11 protein-coding genes are annotated in these 16,695 nt (G+C 38.5%); 5 read left to right on the forward strand and 6 right to left on the reverse strand.

Going from position 1 to position 16,695, the window contains the following annotated elements:
• The first annotated feature begins 256 nt into the window (after window positions 1-256).
• Both VB693_RS17750 and VB693_RS17755 read left to right on the forward strand, forming a co-directional pair.
• Window positions 257-910, forward strand: a complete 654-nt coding sequence (locus VB693_RS17750; protein ID WP_190702625.1) for a MotA/TolQ/ExbB proton channel family protein — start codon at window positions 257-259, stop codon at window positions 908-910.
• Window positions 894-1,298 carry an ExbD/TolR family protein gene (locus tag VB693_RS17755; protein WP_190702628.1) on the forward strand — a complete coding sequence of 135 codons (405 nt, stop codon included), beginning with the start codon at window positions 894-896 and terminating at the stop codon, window positions 1,296-1,298. Before VB693_RS17750 ends, VB693_RS17755 begins: the two co-directional genes overlap by 17 nt.
• Before the next feature lie 72 nt (window positions 1,299-1,370).
• Here the strand turns inward: VB693_RS17755 and mrdA are convergent, their stop codons facing one another.
• The gene (gene mrdA / locus VB693_RS17760) at window positions 1,371-3,188 is read right to left on the reverse strand and encodes a penicillin-binding protein 2 (RefSeq protein ID WP_323267410.1); all 1,818 of its coding nucleotides are present in this window, start codon (window positions 3,186-3,188) and stop codon (window positions 1,371-1,373) included.
• A gap of 351 nt (window positions 3,189-3,539) precedes the next feature.
• Here mrdA and VB693_RS17765 point away from each other — a divergent pair, with 351 nt between their 5' ends.
• From VB693_RS17765 to VB693_RS17775, 3 genes are read left to right on the forward strand one after another with little or no spacing between them, the layout of a single operon-like run.
• Window positions 3,540-4,673: an ABC transporter ATP-binding protein gene (locus VB693_RS17765; protein ID WP_323267411.1), complete on the forward strand. Its 1,134-nt coding sequence runs from the start codon at window positions 3,540-3,542 to the stop codon at window positions 4,671-4,673.
• Window positions 4,674-4,676: 3 nt separating this feature from the next.
• On the forward strand, window positions 4,677-5,759 hold the full coding sequence (locus VB693_RS17770) for a spermidine/putrescine ABC transporter substrate-binding protein (RefSeq protein WP_323267412.1): 1,083 nt from the start codon (window positions 4,677-4,679) through the stop codon (window positions 5,757-5,759).
• Window positions 5,760-5,816: 57 nt separating this feature from the next.
• Entirely contained in the window at window positions 5,817-6,707 is an 891-nt protein-coding gene (locus VB693_RS17775) for an ABC transporter permease (protein ID WP_323267413.1), read from the forward strand.
• Window positions 6,708-6,782: 75 nt separating this feature from the next.
• Here VB693_RS17775 and VB693_RS17780 read toward each other — a convergent pair whose 3' ends face one another.
• From VB693_RS17780 to VB693_RS17800, 5 genes are all read right to left on the reverse strand, one after another.
• A complete protein-coding gene (locus tag VB693_RS17780; RefSeq protein WP_323267414.1) occupies window positions 6,783-10,373 on the reverse strand; it encodes a hybrid sensor histidine kinase/response regulator in 3,591 nt (1,196 codons plus the stop codon).
• Window positions 10,374-10,484: 111 nt separating this feature from the next.
• A complete protein-coding gene (locus tag VB693_RS17785) occupies window positions 10,485-13,787 on the reverse strand; it encodes a GAF domain-containing protein (protein ID WP_323267415.1) in 3,303 nt (1,100 codons plus the stop codon).
• A 212-nt stretch (window positions 13,788-13,999) separates the two neighbouring features.
• On the reverse strand, window positions 14,000-14,473 hold the full coding sequence (locus tag VB693_RS17790; protein WP_323267416.1) for a chemotaxis protein CheW: 474 nt from the start codon (window positions 14,471-14,473) through the stop codon (window positions 14,000-14,002).
• Window positions 14,474-14,499: 26 nt separating this feature from the next.
• Entirely contained in the window at window positions 14,500-14,862 is a 363-nt protein-coding gene (locus VB693_RS17795) for a response regulator transcription factor (protein ID WP_190702649.1), read from the reverse strand.
• 354 nt (window positions 14,863-15,216) lie between these two features.
• Window positions 15,217-16,413, reverse strand: coding sequence for a response regulator (locus VB693_RS17800; RefSeq protein ID WP_190702651.1), 1,197 nt, complete (start codon window positions 16,411-16,413; stop codon window positions 15,217-15,219).
• Window positions 16,414-16,695: the final 282 nt, after the last annotated feature.

The raw sequence follows: 16,695 nt of genomic DNA on the forward strand, positions 1-16,695 counted from the left end.
ATTGCGAGCTAATATTACTAACATAGACATACTAGAACGCTTAGATACAAATATCAAGTAATTAACTAATCAAGTTATTAGCTGTATTAAATGACTATAAAATAGTTACAGAGACGTTTATAGCGTTTTTATTAGGAAAATTATCATAAATTAATTGCAAAAAAATTGCATATTTATTTAAAATGTCTTGACAATTCCTCTCAAGTTATCTGAGGATGCTAATAGTCTCTGTGTTTTTAGTTTAACGAGGCTCTTCATGGGAATTACGAATCTGTTTACAGCTGGCGGCGTAGTTATGTGGCCGCTATTGGGATTTTCTATATTGGGGGTGGCACTAATTATTGAACGTGTCAGGTTTTGGCTGAGAATCAATAATCGTCAAAGTCGTGTCATCGCCGAGGTATTAAAACTCTATCGGTTAGACAATGTAGTGGGTGCAATAGATAAACTCCGAAAAAATGCAGATTTGCCCCTTGCACGGGTTTTTTTAGCTGCGCTGGAATTAGAAGAACCAAATCCAGAAGAATTTCGTTTAGCTTTAGAAAGTGAAGCGCAAGCTGAGATCCCCATACTCAAACGCTTTCAAAACCTTTTTGACACCATTATTGGTTTAGCACCACTGTTAGGTCTACTCGGTACAGTATTAGGGTTGATTGCTTCCTTTGCTTCTTTGGATATTGGCGATGTAGGAGGTACGAAAACCGCAGAAGTTACAGATGGGATCAGTGAAGCTTTGGTATCTACAGCCGCCGGATTAGTAGTTGCTATATTTACACTGTTTTTCGCCAACTCCTTTCGCGGACTTTATAGTCGGCAAATGGCTTTATTTCAAGAATATGGAGGACAGTTAGAATTACTCTATCGCCGCCGCTATGAACGAGGACAGAAAGCCTATGCGTCTACAAGATGAACCCGATATCCCCGCACAGATAAATATTGTGCCGATGATTGATGTGATATTTGCGATTTTGACATTTTTTATTATGTCAACGCTGTTTTTAACTAGATCAGAAGGATTACCAGTAAATTTACCGCAGGCAGCCACAGCTAATAAACAGCAAGTACCTACAAAAATTACCATCAGCATTGATGAAAAAGGAGAAGTTAGCCTGAATCGTCAACTAATTCTCGTAAATTCTCTAGCAGAACAGATACGTAATGTAGCTGGTTCTAACTCAGAACCGTTAGTAATTATTAATGCCGATGAAAAAGTAGGACACGGTAAAGTAGTAGCTGTGATGGATCAAGTACGACAAGTTAAGGGAGCAAAATTAGCGATCGCTACCCAGAAGCAGTAATTTGGGGACTGGGGACTGGGGACTGGGGGAGAAAAATCCAATACCCAATACCCAATACCCAATACCCAATTACTATTGACCATTGACTGGTTTTTGATACTTACCGGGATACTTGCGTTGAAAATGGTCTTCCATAATTTTTAAAATCATTGGGGCTGCAATACTACCGCCACCACCACCGGAATGTTCAGCGAAGGCGACAATTAATATTTCTGGCTTATCAGCAGGAGCATAAGCACCGAACCAAGCATGATTTTGCTTGACACCACGCTTCCATGCTTCAGCTGTGCCACTTTTACCAGCCACTGGCGGAATAGTGGGTTTATTTAAAACTTTGCCTGTACCGTCAGAGATTACCTTACGCAATCCATCGCGGAGAATTTTCACGGTGGATGGCTTCATATGGACAGTTTCTCGCCAACTTTTGGCTTCTTCATTGTCTTTAAGTATATGTGGTTGAACGCGATCGCCACCATTAGCTGGCACAGCAAACATCACAGCCACTTGCAAAGGAGTAGTTAATAAAGCACCTTGACCAATAGACATATTAATGCTATCCCCTACAGTCCAAGGCATCTTCCAGACTTTCTGTTTCCATTCCTCATCGGGGACTAAACCTTTTGCTTCTTCTGAAGCGAATTCAAAGCCTGTTTTTTGCCCAAAGCCATACTTGCGAGTCCATTTAATCAGAGTAGGGCCGCCAACTCCTTTACCAATTTGATAGAAGAAAGTATCACTACTCCATTGCATTGCTCCCACAAAACCTAAGGGGCCGAAACCAGCGTGATTCCACTCACCAAAGCGAGTTCCACCAACAGTTAAAGAACCATAAGTTTGTAAAACTGTGTTAGGAGCAAACTTACCTGATTCTAGCCCGGCTGTTGTGGTGACAATCTTAAAGGTACTGGCTGGAGGGAAAGCACTAATGGCTCGATTGACTAGCGGATGATCTGCACCTTGTACAGACTCCCAATCTTTTTGTGTCAGTTTTTGCTTGGAGAAAATATTGGGATCAAAGGTGGGGTGAGACACCATAGCTAAAACAGCACCGTTTTTGGGATCAAGAGCAACGATCGCACCATTGCGATTTCCCAAGGCTTTCTCTGCTGCTAATTGCATATCTAAATCTACGGTCAGACGGATATCATTACCGGGTTTGGCTTGTTTTTCTCCCAATACCCGCAGTGGTCGCCCAGCCCCATCAACTTCTACCTGCTGACCTCCCCATTCGCCCCGTAGTGAGGTTTCATAGGCTTTTTCTATGCCCATTTGCCCAATCACATCTCCTAGACGGTAGCCGTCTTTTTTCTTGTCTTGGAGTTGTTCGGCGGTTAATTCTCGTGTATAGCCCAATATATGAGCTAATTCCCGACCGTTGGGATAGTAACGAACTGCTTCCGTATGTATTTCCACATTTTGCAGTTCGTTTTCATACTCTTTTATGGCTGTGATTTGGGCTTCGTTCAAATCACGTGCAATCCGAATCAGAGAAGATGAGTTAGCACCAGCATCTTCGAGTTTCTTTTCAATTTCGTCTTGAGGAATCTCCAAAATTTTGGATAGCCGCGCCCCAACAACAGTCCACGAAGGTTTGGTATGTGCCATTGGCCACAAATATACAGAACGAGGATAACGCGTACTGGCTAATAGTTTGCCGTTGCGGTCAAAAATATTACCTCTTTCTGGTTGTTTAGGAATCATCCGAATCCGATTTGATTCGGCTCGTTTGCGGTAATATTCTCCTTCCATAATTTGCAAATATGCCAACCGAACGCCAATCCCAGTCGTCATTAATAAGGTAAATATAATCAAAAATATAGACTGGTAATTTCGTCCAACTGTACGTGTATCTTTTTTTCCTCCCAGGGGAGTTGGTTGGAATGTAGACATAGGAAAAAAATATGTAGGTGAACTAATTTTACTTTTGAATTTTAAATTTTGCGTAAAGCCTGCGGCATAGCTTCTCCTATCGGAGAGGCTGCGCCAACGCTTAACGCGTAGCGTGTCGTAGACAAAAGTTCTGTAGGTGGGTTTCCCACATTAGGAAGGTTAAACCCAGTCTCTTTTATGTAGATTTCCCATAAATGGCTACTTTAGGAGGCGTGTGTAACAATTGGGAACATTCTTTTTGGCACAGAGGTTTTCGACGGATACAATAAACCCAAGTGTGATATTTTGTCTGCTTAATAGGCTACATTAGGTGACAAAATCACGTAAACTCGTGGCATTCTACTAAAGATTATGGCTCAAACTGTGACCCAGCACCAGAGAGGAATCGTGGCTTTTCAGCCGCTTGATGTGGAACTGCGGAATGTGTTCAAGTTTTTCAACCAAGAACCGGCAGTACACGGAATCGATTTGGATATTAGACAGGGGGAGTTTTTTAGTATTTTAGGGCCTTCTGGTTGTGGAAAAACTACTACACTGCGTCTCATTGCTGGGTTTGAACAGGTTGATGCGGGTAAGTTATTAATTCAGGGTCAGTCTATGACTGATGTACCACCTTACCGTCGCCCCGTGAATACAGTATTTCAAAGCTATGCTTTATTTAACCACTTAAATGTGTGGAATAACATTGCCTTTGGACTACGCCTCAAAAAAGAGAACCTCGGTAAAGCCGAAATTGAAAGTCGAGTTAACGAAGCTTTAAAGCTGGTGAAAATGGAAAGTTTGCGATCGCGTTTTCCTCATCAACTTTCTGGAGGTCAGCAGCAGAGGGTAGCTTTGGCCAGAGCTTTAGTTAATCGTCCGGCTGTTTTGCTGTTAGATGAACCATTGGGGGCGTTAGATTTAAAACTGCGTAAAGAAATGCAGGTCGAGTTATCTAATTTACACAAAGAGCTAGGGTTAACCTTTGTCATGGTGACGCACGACCAAGAGGAGGCGTTATCATTAAGCGATCGCATCGCCGTGATGAATCAAGGCAAAATCGAGCAAAATGGGACTCCTATCGAAATTTACGAACGTCCCAAGACATCTTTTGTCGCAGATTTTATCGGTGATACAAATTTATTTAGCGGTGAAATCACAGCCGTAGAAGCGTCACTGGTGCAAGTTGTGACAAAAACCGGATTCACTATTGTCATAAATCGCACTGAAGACACCCCAACGGAATTATTAAAAGCTGTAGTAGTAAGTGTACGTCCAGAAAAAATCCAGCTTTCCTTATATCAGCCAACTCTAGTTAACAACTGCTTTGAGGGAAGGCTAGTAAATATCATGTATTTAGGAACTCACGTTAATTATGTTGTGGAATTAATTAACGGTATCAGCATTAATGTTTTACAACCTAACACCTTTGGTAACTTACCAGACCGAGACACCCCCATTTACGCTTGGTGGGGAGAAGATGATTGTTTAGCGATTGATTCTTAACAAATGACTAACAGACGCAATTTTTTACAAGGAGTAATAGCACTTTCCACTTTATCTTTAGCTGGTTGTGGCTGGAGATTGGCTGATGTGCGGGCTTCTACTAGTTCTGGGCGCACTGACCAATTATATCTATATACTTGGACGCAATATTCTGATAAAGAACTATTGCAAGCTTTCAGTACCCAAACTGGAATGAAGGTGTTGGTAGATCCGTATGATTCTAATGAAGTAATGTTAGCTAAACTATTAGCTGGAGGTGGTGGTACTTATAGCCTGATTTACCCATCTGATTATATGGTAGAGAAGATGGTAGAAAAAAATTTATTAATAGAATTACAAAACGATCGCCTGATTGGTTTAGATAATTTATTTCCTCAGTTTCAAAATCCCAGTTACGACCCCAAAAACAGCTACAGTATCCCCTTCAATTGGGGAACAACTGGGTTAATTTATAACTCCGAAGTTCTGAAACAAGCACCTGAAGATTGGGATTATATGTGGCGAAATAAAGCCTTACTCAATAAGCGTATGACATTATTAAATGATGTGCGGGAAGTTATGGGTGCAGTATTGCGAATGTTGGGTTACTCCTACAATTCACAAAATGAAACCCAAATTAAAGAAGCTTATGAAAAATTAACAGAATTAAAGCCTGCGATCGCAGCATTTGATACTGATGCTTGGCAAAATCAAATGTTAGCAGGTGATTTGGTTTTAGCAATGTGTTATTCTGCCGATGCAATCAGAGTCAGCAAGGAAAACCCTAAGCTAAAATATGTAATTCCTCGCAGTGGCTCTTCACTATGGACTGACACTATGGTAATTCCTAAATCAGCACCAAATATAGATGGTGCTTATGCTTGGATTAACTTTATTTTACAACCAGAAATAGCCGCAACCATTAGCAAAAGATTAAAAATTGCTACACCCAATGCTGGAGGATTTGAACTATTACCCAATGACATTAAGAATAATGTTAATTTGTTTCCTCCAGATCCGCTTTTAGAAAAGTGCGAACGCATTAGTCCTTTGGGACAATTTGAAGAAATTTATGAGCGATATTGGACTCAATTAACTAGTAGTTAGAGATAGTCATTATTCATTAGTTCTTATCCCTGCTCTCTTGTCTCCCAATTCCTAATTGTGTCTACTGAAATTCGTAATCTTGAAAACCTAGAATTAAATCGCCCCCGATTTAATTGGTTACAACCTTTAACATTACTTGCACCTGCTGGTGTTTGGTTACTGTTGTTGCTGGTGCTACCAACACTAATCATTTTTCAATTAAGTTTAGTCCCGGATATTCGACCAGGAGATATAGTTAACCCTAGAGGATTTGATAACTATATCCGTATAGTTGATCCTCTATACTTGAAAGTAATTGTGCGATCGCTATGGTTAGCAGCTAGCACGACAATCATGTGTTTAATTCTCGGTTTCCCCGTTGCATATTGGATTGCTCAAATCGCACCGCAACGTTGGCGTAATTTGCTGGTATTGGGTTTTGTTTTACCTTTGTGGACTTCTTCCCTACTGCGTTCCTACGCTTGGATTACGATTTTGCGCCGCACAGGTTTATTAAACAGTCTGCTAACTAGTCTAGGCTTACCTACTCTACAATTACTCAACAGCGTGCCGGCTGTATTGATTGGTATGAGCTACAGCTTGTTACCCTATATGGTTTTGATTTTATATGCTTCCCTAGAAAAGTTAGATCGGCGTTTATTAGAAGCCGCAGCAGATTTAGGTGCAAATCCCATCCAGACTTTTTGCAAAGTGACAGTTCCGCAAATTTTGCCGGGAATTATGGCTGGTTCATTGCTGGTATTTATCACAGGATTAGGGGATTTTATTGATCCAGAATTATTGGGCGGTAGTTCTAGTATGACGGCAGCACGGTTAGTTTATAACCAATTTCTGGGAGTGACTCAAAACTGGGGGTTTGGTTCAGCTTTGAGTATGACATTAATTTTAGCCGTGAGTATTGCGATCGCTCTTCTGATTAGATTTGGTGAAACCAAACCTAAGCAATAAGAGATCAAATACTCAGAGAGCCAATTTCTTTAAAGAAATCGGCTCTCTATATTCTATTGAATTAAATTTGTTGAATTACACAGTGACAAACTGGTTTAATTTCTCTTTTTCTGTATTGATTAATCGTTCAACTGTAGCTAGTAACTCATGCTCTAAATAAGGCTTAGTTAAGTAACCTTGTGCGCCTAATTCTTGGGCAAGTTGCCGATGTTTGTCGGCATTGCGGGAAGTCAGAATGACTACAGGTAATTTCGCCAAATTTGCGTGATTTCGGATATGGTTTAATAATTCAAAGCCATTCATGCGGGGCATTTCTAAATCCGAAATCACAACTTGAATTTGAGGATACCTTTGTAACTGTTCTAAAGCTTCTATGCCATTTTGTGCTTGTATTACTTGATAACCAGATTTTTGCAAGGTTAAAGAGATAGTTTGTCGCAGACTGATCGCATCATCTACTACTAGAACTACTCTTGGGAAATTGGGGTGAGGTTCTTCTATAGAGTTTGGATTTGTAGGTTTAGAAGCAGCTAATAATGGTATTGATTTGAGCGTGGAATCTGAGACTGGCAAGGATGAATTATTCGCAGAATTAGCTTCTGGTAATGCGCCGACATCTAGTGTAGCTTGCATCTCAACAGACTGGAGAAACAAAGCTCCATCAATCACTAAGATGAGATTACCATTAGCCAAACTACTACAACCATAAATATATTTTGGTGGAGCGATCGCAGTTCCTAAAGGTCTAATTACTAGTTCTTGCTCACCAATAATTTGGTCAACTTCTAACGCAAACACGCCGTATTTGTGCCTCAGCAACAACACGGGATTATTCATGATTTCTGTGTTATGTTCAGCTAGCAAATTTCTATCGATGATATTGGGAGATAACGAACCATTATAAGATATCAAATCTGAAAGTTGATAAAGGCTAACCATAGTTTCATCATTGTCTTTATGCCAATGCAAAACTTTTTTACCTTCAAATTCTTTGATTTGTTGAGGTGTAGGAATAATAATTTTTTCGATACTATCCAATAGTAAAGCGTAAACAACACCACCAGATTGAACTAACATTAATTGATCGGTAGTCATAGAAAAAGGAATTTTAAATATAAAATTTGTACCTTGATTGGGCTGAGATTGCACTGAAATTGAGGCGTTAAGTGTTTGCAGTTGAGAACGCACAATATCTAATCCCATTCCCCGCCCAGAAATTTCACTCACCTGATCAACAGTGGAAAATCCGGGTGCAAACATGACATCAAACAAATCAGATTCATCCCAATGAGCATTTCCTGGATGCAAATTTAGTTCAACAGCTTTTTTGCGAATCTTGTCTAAATTTAATCCTTGTCCATCATCTCGGACTTCAATCACTGTTTGACTACCTTGATGGTAGGCGCAGATTTCGATGACACCTGTTTCTGCTTTACCTCGTTCCCGGCGAACTTGCGGCGGTTCAATACCGTGATCAAAAGCATTACGTACTAGTTGTAGTAGGGGATCGTAGATTTTTTCGGCGATCGCTTTATCTATTAGTAATCCTGTACCTGTGAGTCGCAATTCCACCTGTTTTTGATAAACATTACCCAGTTGTTTAACCATCTGGGGAAAGCGATTCAATATATTACCTAGTGGTAACATTCTAGCTTCGACTAAATTATCTAGCAGATTTAAAGCTAAACTTTGTTTTTTATCACTAATTTGGCTAGCTTGTTTTAAGAGTAAATCAATTGATTCGGTAGTCTCTTGTAATTGCAGCGTCTCTTCTATGGATTCGTGTAATGTTAAATGGAATTCTGTATAAACATCCATTTCTAATGAATCAAATTTCACAGATGCAAAATTTTGTGTATGATGTGATTTTACACTTTGCATCTGTAATGGCAAATCACGTAATTGATTTAACGTTTCTTGATGTCTGCTCAGTTGCTCAGATAGCCTCTCAATTATATCTTGAATTTGTTCATCGTTTAATGCTCGTCTTTTTTGGTAAACTAATAACTCTCCAGCCAAGTAGTTAATGCGTTGGAGTTTATCTACATCTACACGTATAAATGAACTAGATTGATTTCTCTTACTGTGAGAAGTTCGAGATTTTTCTTCTATTTTATTATTAACAACATCAATTACATTTTCTGGAATATCATCTGTATTTACTTGGTCAATAACAGATAAATATTTTTCAGGTTGGGCATTATCATGAATTTCATCGTCTTGTTGAATTTTATCACTGACTGATCCATCTGCTAAATCCTGGTTGTTTTCTCCTCCCCAAATTAATTCTAAAAGGTTAGATTCTACAGCATTATTTGGTTTTTTTATAGGTTTAATAACCAGTAATTTTTGTAGTTTTAGACTATCAGACCAATCTTTTTCTTGCGGAGTTACAGGAGGATGTTTTTTATATTCTGTAGCCAATAAGCTAATCTTATTTTGTAGTGCTTTTATAAAAAATATACGATTATCAGTTTTTTTACGAGAATACTGAAATTTGGCAACCGCAAAAAGAATAATTAAAATCATTCCTTGACGATAAAGACAAAGACTTTCGCTATCATCATCATTGCGGATAAATTCTAAAAATTTATTTAACCAATTGTCAACATAATTCAAGTAATTTTCATTTTCATGATTGGAAATTAATATATCTATATCCATTTCTGATCCTGGAATTTCCATTTCATGATTAAACCAGCCAAATATGTAGTGAATTACTTTTAAATAAAACTTAGCAGTTTCTGGTTTAATACCCTGATTTGTATTGTTTTCTGATGTAATTAAGAATTGGTAAAACTCATTTTCTATATCTAAAAATTCAGTATAAATTAATTCCTTAGCAGGTGTTTTTATTGCTGTAGATAACTGATCTGTTGTTGTAATTATCAGGTTTAATAAAGCAGTGGAAGGGCTACCGCCACGAGTGCGATCGCCTGCTAATACATCTGTTTGTGCTTGCTGTAAATCAACTAGAGCAATTTCTGCAATCTGACGCACTTGACTTGGATTAGTTTTTAATGCTGCTAAAATCGTCTGAGAAATTTCCTCAAAACCGGGTAAATTTAAAGATTCAGACAAACCAATAAAGACTTCAGCTTGAGAAGTCAAAAAGTCAATAAATTCAATATTATCTGTTATATTCCCAATAGCATCACGAATATTTTCTAAACGTTGTTTTACTCCAGATTCAAAAATAGACTGGACAATATCAAACCCTAATTCTTGAGATGTGGGAATATAAGTATCTTTCCCGAAATGATCACCCAGTTTTGCTTGAATTTGTATGAATATGAAATTTGCTCTTTGTAAAAGTTCTTGATCATTAATTACACTATTATTTATCTCTGAATTTAGTGCTAATTTTAAGCATTCGTAAGCTTGATATAAGAGTGTATGTAATTCAAAATCTATAAGAATATCCGGACTATATAGAGATTTAAATATATCCTCTAGAGAATGTGATATCTTATTAATTAATTCTAGCCCAATGGTAGCAGCCCCCCCTTTAATTGTATGAGTTGCCCGCATTAAGTTATGCACTTTAGCTGTGCTATGACTTTCCGATAAACTTAACAGTTCTTGTTCAACAACTTTTAGTAATTCAGGGGCTTCTGCTAGAAAATAAATATAGCCCTGTTCACGAATTTCAATGTCGGTAATCATAATATAGGGGAGTAGGTGATGGGGAATTGGGAATGGGACATGAGGAATTGGGAATGGGTAATATTAAAAACTTTTCACCCTCTACTCTTCCTATTCCCTATTCCCTACTATTTAACTCACTTTAAACTTACTAGCGGTTGTTAATAAATCTTGTGCCATATTCGATAAATCCTGAAATACAGCAGCAATTTCTTGGGATTCGCCAAAAGTTTTGTTAGCAATTTCTGCTACATCTTTCATGGAATTAGTGACAGTTACCGATTGCCCCATTTGCTTTTGTGTCGCATCAGTAATCTGGTGAATTAATTGACTAATTTCCGCAGTTGCAGAAACGATCGCATTTAAGTTTTGCCTAGTTTGATTGACAAAGTTTGTGCCTTCTACTACCTGCTGAATCCCAGCTTCCATTGCTACCGCCACTTCTCCAGTTTCCTCTTGAATCTCCTGGACTAATTTTTCAATTTCAATGGTGGCGGCGGCTGATTGGCGAGACAAGGAACGGACTTCATCGGCTACCACTGCGAAGCCTTTACCGTATTCCCCGGCGCGTGTGGCTTCAATGGCAGCATTCAAAGCTAGTACGTTTGTCTGAGTTGCAAAGTTGCTAATCAAATTCACTACTTTAGAAATTTTCTGGGAAGACTCACCTAGGCGTTTAATCTTTTTGCTGGTTTGAGCTACAGTTTCACGAATTGCTTGGATGGCTTGCACTGTCTGGTTCATGGCTGCATCACCAGACTCAACAGTTTGGTTGGCTTGTTTAACTGCTACTTGCACTAACTCTGCACTAGTTACCACGGCTTGGGTAGCATTGAGCATCTGTTGAATCTCACTCAAAGCCAGATTAATTTCGTCAGACTGTTGTTGGGCTAAATTATTCAACCCTGCTAGGGAAGTATTACTTGTACTAGAAGTTTGGGCAACTTTGCCAGCAGATGTCTGTACTTGCAGTACGATTTGCCGCAGTGCTTGTAGGGTATTGTTGTAAGCATCAGCGATTGTGCCTAATTCATCTTCTGTAATGGGCGCACGTACTGTTAAATCACCGTTGAGAGCCGGTCTGACGGCCATCAGTAGTTGAATAGAACGCTGTTGCAGTAATTCCTTGGCTGCTTTATCCCGTGCGGCTGCTTCTGCAAGTTGGGTAGATTGCGTCTGGAGTTTTTGCAAGTATTCGGTTTGTTGTAATGCTAGTCCTAGTTGGTCGCCAATTCTGGCTAACAAGGTAACTTGTGATTCTTCCCAATCACGGGGAGCAGAATTTTGATAGGCTGCCAATAGTCCCCATAATTTTTCACCAAAGAAAATAGGAACGATGACATGAGATTTGACTTCAAACTGCTCTAAAATCTCCAAGTGACAGGCAGCATAACCAGCTTGATAGATATCATTAACAACACAGTTTTCACCTTTAATAAATCGACCCCCTTGAGTTTCTTGGATGCAGGTATCTTCCCAAACTGTTTGGTTATCGGGGCTAACTAATTTGACCCAATTATGACCAACCGACTCAGCGACAAATACCCCACCCCAATCTGGATTGAAGCGATAAATAACAACGCGATCGCATTTCAATAATTGCCGGACTTCTTGGGTACTAATCTTGAAAATTTCTTCTAAATCTAAAGCTTGGCGGATACGGTTGACTATTTTAGTAAAGGCTTTTTCTTGTTCGGCAATCTGAGTTAATTTTTCAGTTTTGATCTGCACTTCTTCTAGATAGTCTAACTGTGATTTAGCTAGGCTAAATTGTCCAGCAATTTGAGTTAGAAAATCAACTTCCCATGATTGCCATACACGAGATCCAGAGTTTTGATAAACTGCTAATAAGCCCCATAATTTTTCGTCGAAAAAGATGGGTACTATGATGTAAGCTTTGGCTTGAAATGTTTCCAATATGTCAATATGACAAGAATTAAAACCTGCTTTATAGATGTCATTGACGATGGAGTGTTCCCCCCTAATATATCGACCTCCGTGATTATCTTGGAGATTGGTATCGTTGAGAACAGTTTTGAGATCAGACCCGACTAATTTTGTCCAACCTTGACCAACTGATTCAGCCACAAACAAACCACCCCAGTCTGGCGTAAACTGATAAACAACTACGCGATCGCATCTTAGGGACTGGCGGACTTCTTGGGTAGTAGCTCTAAAGATACTATCTACATCTTGGGCTTGACGAATGCGGTTAACTATCTTGGTGAAGGCTTTTTCTTTTTCCGCAATTTGCATCAGTTGTTCAGATTGCATCCGCATCTTTTCTAAGTATTCTGCATGAGCAATGGCAACACCAAATTGCAAGCCAATCTGACTCAAAAAGTCAACTTCCCAGGATTGCCACTCACGAGAACCAGAGTTTTGATAAGCTGCCAATAAACCCCATAAATTTTCCCCGGTAAATACAGGAACGATCATATAAGCTTTGGCTTCAAATCGTTCTAAAATCTCTAAATGACAGGGAGCATGAGTGGTTTTGTATATATCGTTAACTACAAAGTTTTCTTGATTGCGGTAACGTCCTCCTTGTGTTTCTTGGAGGTAGCTATCTTCCCAAGTTGTTTTAATCCCTGGCCCTACTAGTTTTACCCAACCATGACCTACAGATTCAGCCACAAATTCCCCACCCCAGTCAGGGTAGAAGCGGTAAAGACCTACGCGATCGCATTTCAATAATTGGCGGACTTCTTGAGTAGTGGTTTGAAATATTTTATCAATGTTTGATGTCCGCAAAATCTTATCGATGACCTTGCCTAATGATTGTTTAGACTGGGTATGTAGTTGCAATTCTCGATGAAATTCAAATGTCTGCAACTTGTAGGTTAATTCTGTTATAACTTGAGATAGCAAGGTGATTTCTGCTTCTTGCCATTGCCTAGAATAAGTACAACTATTAACAGCCAGTAGTCCCCAAACTTTACCAGCGACGATAATAGGTAAACTTAAACTATCTCTAATTTGAAATTTATCTAACAGTTGTTTTTGATAGGGAGTTAGTTGTACTTGATTAACATCCTCAATTGCTACGGGTTCTACATAGTCATAATTGGTATGTAAACCAAACATAATACCTGGAAGAATTTCACCCAAAGTAGGAGTCCAACCCAAGTTTCTCGATTCTGCCAAAACTATGCCAGCATCGGCAGAGTTAAATTGATAAATTAAGGCGCGATCGCAGCTAATTTTCTCTCTAACTTTAGCAACAGTTACCTTTAATGCTGTATCTAGATTAGATGCTTGCCGGATATGAGTGATAATATCCTGTAGCTGTAGCCGCCAAGCTTTAAATTCCTGCGCGATCGTATCAGATATTTCTTGATTATCTAAATCAACATTTTCTTTTGTACTTTCTATTGATTCTACTTTAGTTAGTGAAGGCTCATTTCCATGATTTTTATGATACGTTATTGCCATTTTTCAACCTCAAATAAACTATGAATTTAATAAATTATTATGGACTGAATTATACAAGCTATCCCGCAATTTCCGAATGATAACCCAGCCTCCATCCTCAATCCCTAGGAGTTCTTCACTTGTACAGTTAGCGCGTAGATTGCTTTGCTACCGCGAACAACCTAGGAGTACAAGTTTGACTTTTGACTTGATTTGTTGCTATTCCCTTGTATTTAATTATGATTAGTCCACACAGGAGAATGAATAATAGCCTCAGCGTCAAGATTGAACATCATTTTCTCATCATCATTAATAAAATATCCTTGTAAGAAAGGTGATATTGATGGAGAGAATAATTCCGTAGATGGAGCTTTCATTTGGTGAATATATAGCCACTCAATATCCATCAACTGCCTTACTAATAAACCTAAATATTTACCATTTTCTTCTAGTACAATTGCCATCATTTTAACCAGCATATTTGCTGTTTGTGACAATGGGGGATAACCGAGCATCTCATCTAAATCAACTAACCACAGCATTTCATCACGCCAGTTATAAACACCCAAAATATAACTAGACATTTGAGGCACACCACATATATCCCCCAAAGATATTTGCAAAACCTCTGTGATCTGCTCCAAGGAAATTACTGCTGTATCTCGAACTCCCAAATTAAAACTTAAAAATTTTTGCGGCTTCTCCAAGATGATTAATCCTTTGATTACAATGCTTAATTAAAAAATTTTTTTAGTGTTAATGCTAACTCTTCCTGATTGATTGGTTTAGAAAGATAAGCTTCTGCACCTAGCATATTTCCCCAAATTTTATCTACATCACTATTTTTAGTAGAACAAAACACTACGGGTATTTTGCTGGTATCAGGGTTATTTTTCAGTTCTCGACAAATTTCAAAGCCACTTTTACCGGGCAAAATTACATCTAGAAAGATTAAATCTGGCCTATTATTATCCATTTTGATTTGAGCTTCTTCGCTGCTTGTCGCACTAATGACAGAACAACCTGCCTGTTGTAAATAACGGGTGAGGATTTCCATATCAGTCAAGCCATCTTCAATAACTAAAACAGTAGCCATAGTATCCCTTTGTAAATTTTGATAACTTAGCCAATATAAATTAAATGGTCATTTAAGCCAGACACAACTAGGATTTTAGTTTGTTGTTATTGTGGTTGTTTACTGCTAAATCTGGCTCAGAAAAACTACCTAATGTTACATTTTTTATTGTTATATCATTTCTAATTAATTGTGTATGAAACCCGCAGAACTCCACCCCAGTCACGAGGATGGGGTGGAATTCCATGACTGTTGGAAACATAACTAATTACGAATCTGATATTATTTTTCGCAATAAAATCATTTAAAAATCCAAAGCATAATTTAAGCCTGAAAATATGCTCAAGCCAATTCCAATGCTGCTTTGCTTATAACTCAAGCCATACCTTGTTGAAAAACCTCTAAATGGGATTTATTTTTGGCTGTAGATGAAGAGGTTATAGGCAAATACTTATGTACAATGCTCATAACTTTATCTATAGCCACAGGTTTAGTGAGAAAATCCGTAGAGCCGACTACTTTAGCGCGCACTCTATCTAATAGGCCATCATTACCCGTTAAAATGATTACAGGAGTATTAGCAAAAGTAGAAATTCGTCGCAACTGTGTACAGATTTCGTAACCACTAGCAACAGGCATAATTAAGTCTAAAAAAATCAGGTCTGGTTTCTCCTGAATCAGAATTGGTAAAGCCTGTACAGCATCTTGAATTTTGATAAACCTCAGTCCGTGTGAGGTAATAATCTCCTCCAGCATTTTACAGACTTGAGGGCTATCATCTACGCAAGCTACCAATGGAGCGTAAGCTTTTTTTGGCTGTGCAGATATAGAGTTATTTGCAGGTTCTGTCAAAACTAAAGGTAAATCGGTTACTTCTACTAATTCGATGATGCCTTTGAGGACATAAGGAAGCAAGGAACGAGAAACAGGCAAGACATTTTGCTTCATTTTGGCGGCTAACTCTCGCAGTGTCAGCTTGCCATTAATCAAATTTACAAAGTTTTTGTATACTGGCGGACTGACTAGAGCCTGTAGTTGTTCTGGTCTTCTAATGACTGGTGCTAAGTCAGGAAAAACATTTGCTAAACCAGCTTGTGTCCAAACATTCCATGAGTCTTGCATTTGTTTCATCGACACATCTGCACTAGTAAAACTCATGGGTGTTTCTAGGATCACCCCTTGATTGCGATCGCACTTGACTGCAACAAACTTTGTTTGCTGGGCTAGGTCAAATAAAAGTTCTGCTAAAGTATTTTCTACAATAGCGTGAATTTGTTCTCTTTGAATTTTTTGTTTTTTATACAAAACTTCCAAAAGACGATAGTCCCAGTAATTAGTTGCTACGTCTTGCTTACGTAACTGAATTTTATCGACATCAATTTGCGGGCAATGTTGAGCCATAAGTCTACGCCATCGCCGAAAAGGATGCGTTCCTCCTGCCGCCCAAACTATCCGTCCTAATCGATAGTAGAAAGTCCATTGATGTTCTTTTGGACTACTAAGAATCAACTGCCCGTTATATTGCAGTTGAGTGCAGTTTTTAAATTCATCTAAAATGTTATTTGATACCATCAGTTCCAGGTGTTCATACTGTGTGTTTTAATTCACAAGCCAGCTTTTTCAATAGCTTATCTATTCAGATACCCTGAGAAAGCTTTTTAATATTGATAAATTTATTGAGGCTACTGTTTTAAATAGTAGATTTTTATCTTTTTATGTTTTGTAATGTCACAAAATTAATTTGATCATAAAAAAATAGGTTAATTAAAAACACTGCAAAAATACAGCAATTGAGTATGTACGATACAAATTGTTCTCAAGCTAGTATAAATTACGGTTAATTTTTCACGACTC

The sequence above is a fragment of the Anabaena sp. UHCC 0399 genome, from assembly GCF_034931465.1.
In the GTDB taxonomy this organism is placed as follows: Bacteria; Cyanobacteriota; Cyanobacteriia; order Cyanobacteriales; family Nostocaceae; genus Trichormus; species Trichormus minutissimus.

Bases quoted from the DNA above. Each gene is read 5' to 3' on its own strand.
- VB693_RS17750 (WP_190702625.1), top strand. From the start codon at position 257: ATGGGAATTACGAATCTGTTTACAGCTGGCGGCGTAGTTATGTGGCCG.
- VB693_RS17755 (WP_190702628.1), top strand. From the start codon at position 894: ATGCGTCTACAAGATGAACCCGATATCCCCGCACAGATAAATATTGTG.
- mrdA (WP_323267410.1), bottom strand. From the start codon at position 3,188: ATGTCTACATTCCAACCAACTCCCCTGGGAGGAAAAAAAGATACACGT.
- VB693_RS17765 (WP_323267411.1), top strand. From the start codon at position 3,540: ATGGCTCAAACTGTGACCCAGCACCAGAGAGGAATCGTGGCTTTTCAG.
- VB693_RS17770 (WP_323267412.1), top strand. From the start codon at position 4,677: ATGACTAACAGACGCAATTTTTTACAAGGAGTAATAGCACTTTCCACT.
- VB693_RS17780 (WP_323267414.1), bottom strand. From the start codon at position 10,373: ATGATTACCGACATTGAAATTCGTGAACAGGGCTATATTTATTTTCTA.
- VB693_RS17785 (WP_323267415.1), bottom strand. From the start codon at position 13,787: ATGGCAATAACGTATCATAAAAATCATGGAAATGAGCCTTCACTAACT.
- VB693_RS17795 (WP_190702649.1), bottom strand. From the start codon at position 14,862: ATGGCTACTGTTTTAGTTATTGAAGATGGCTTGACTGATATGGAAATC.
- VB693_RS17800 (WP_190702651.1), bottom strand. From the start codon at position 16,413: ATGGTATCAAATAACATTTTAGATGAATTTAAAAACTGCACTCAACTG.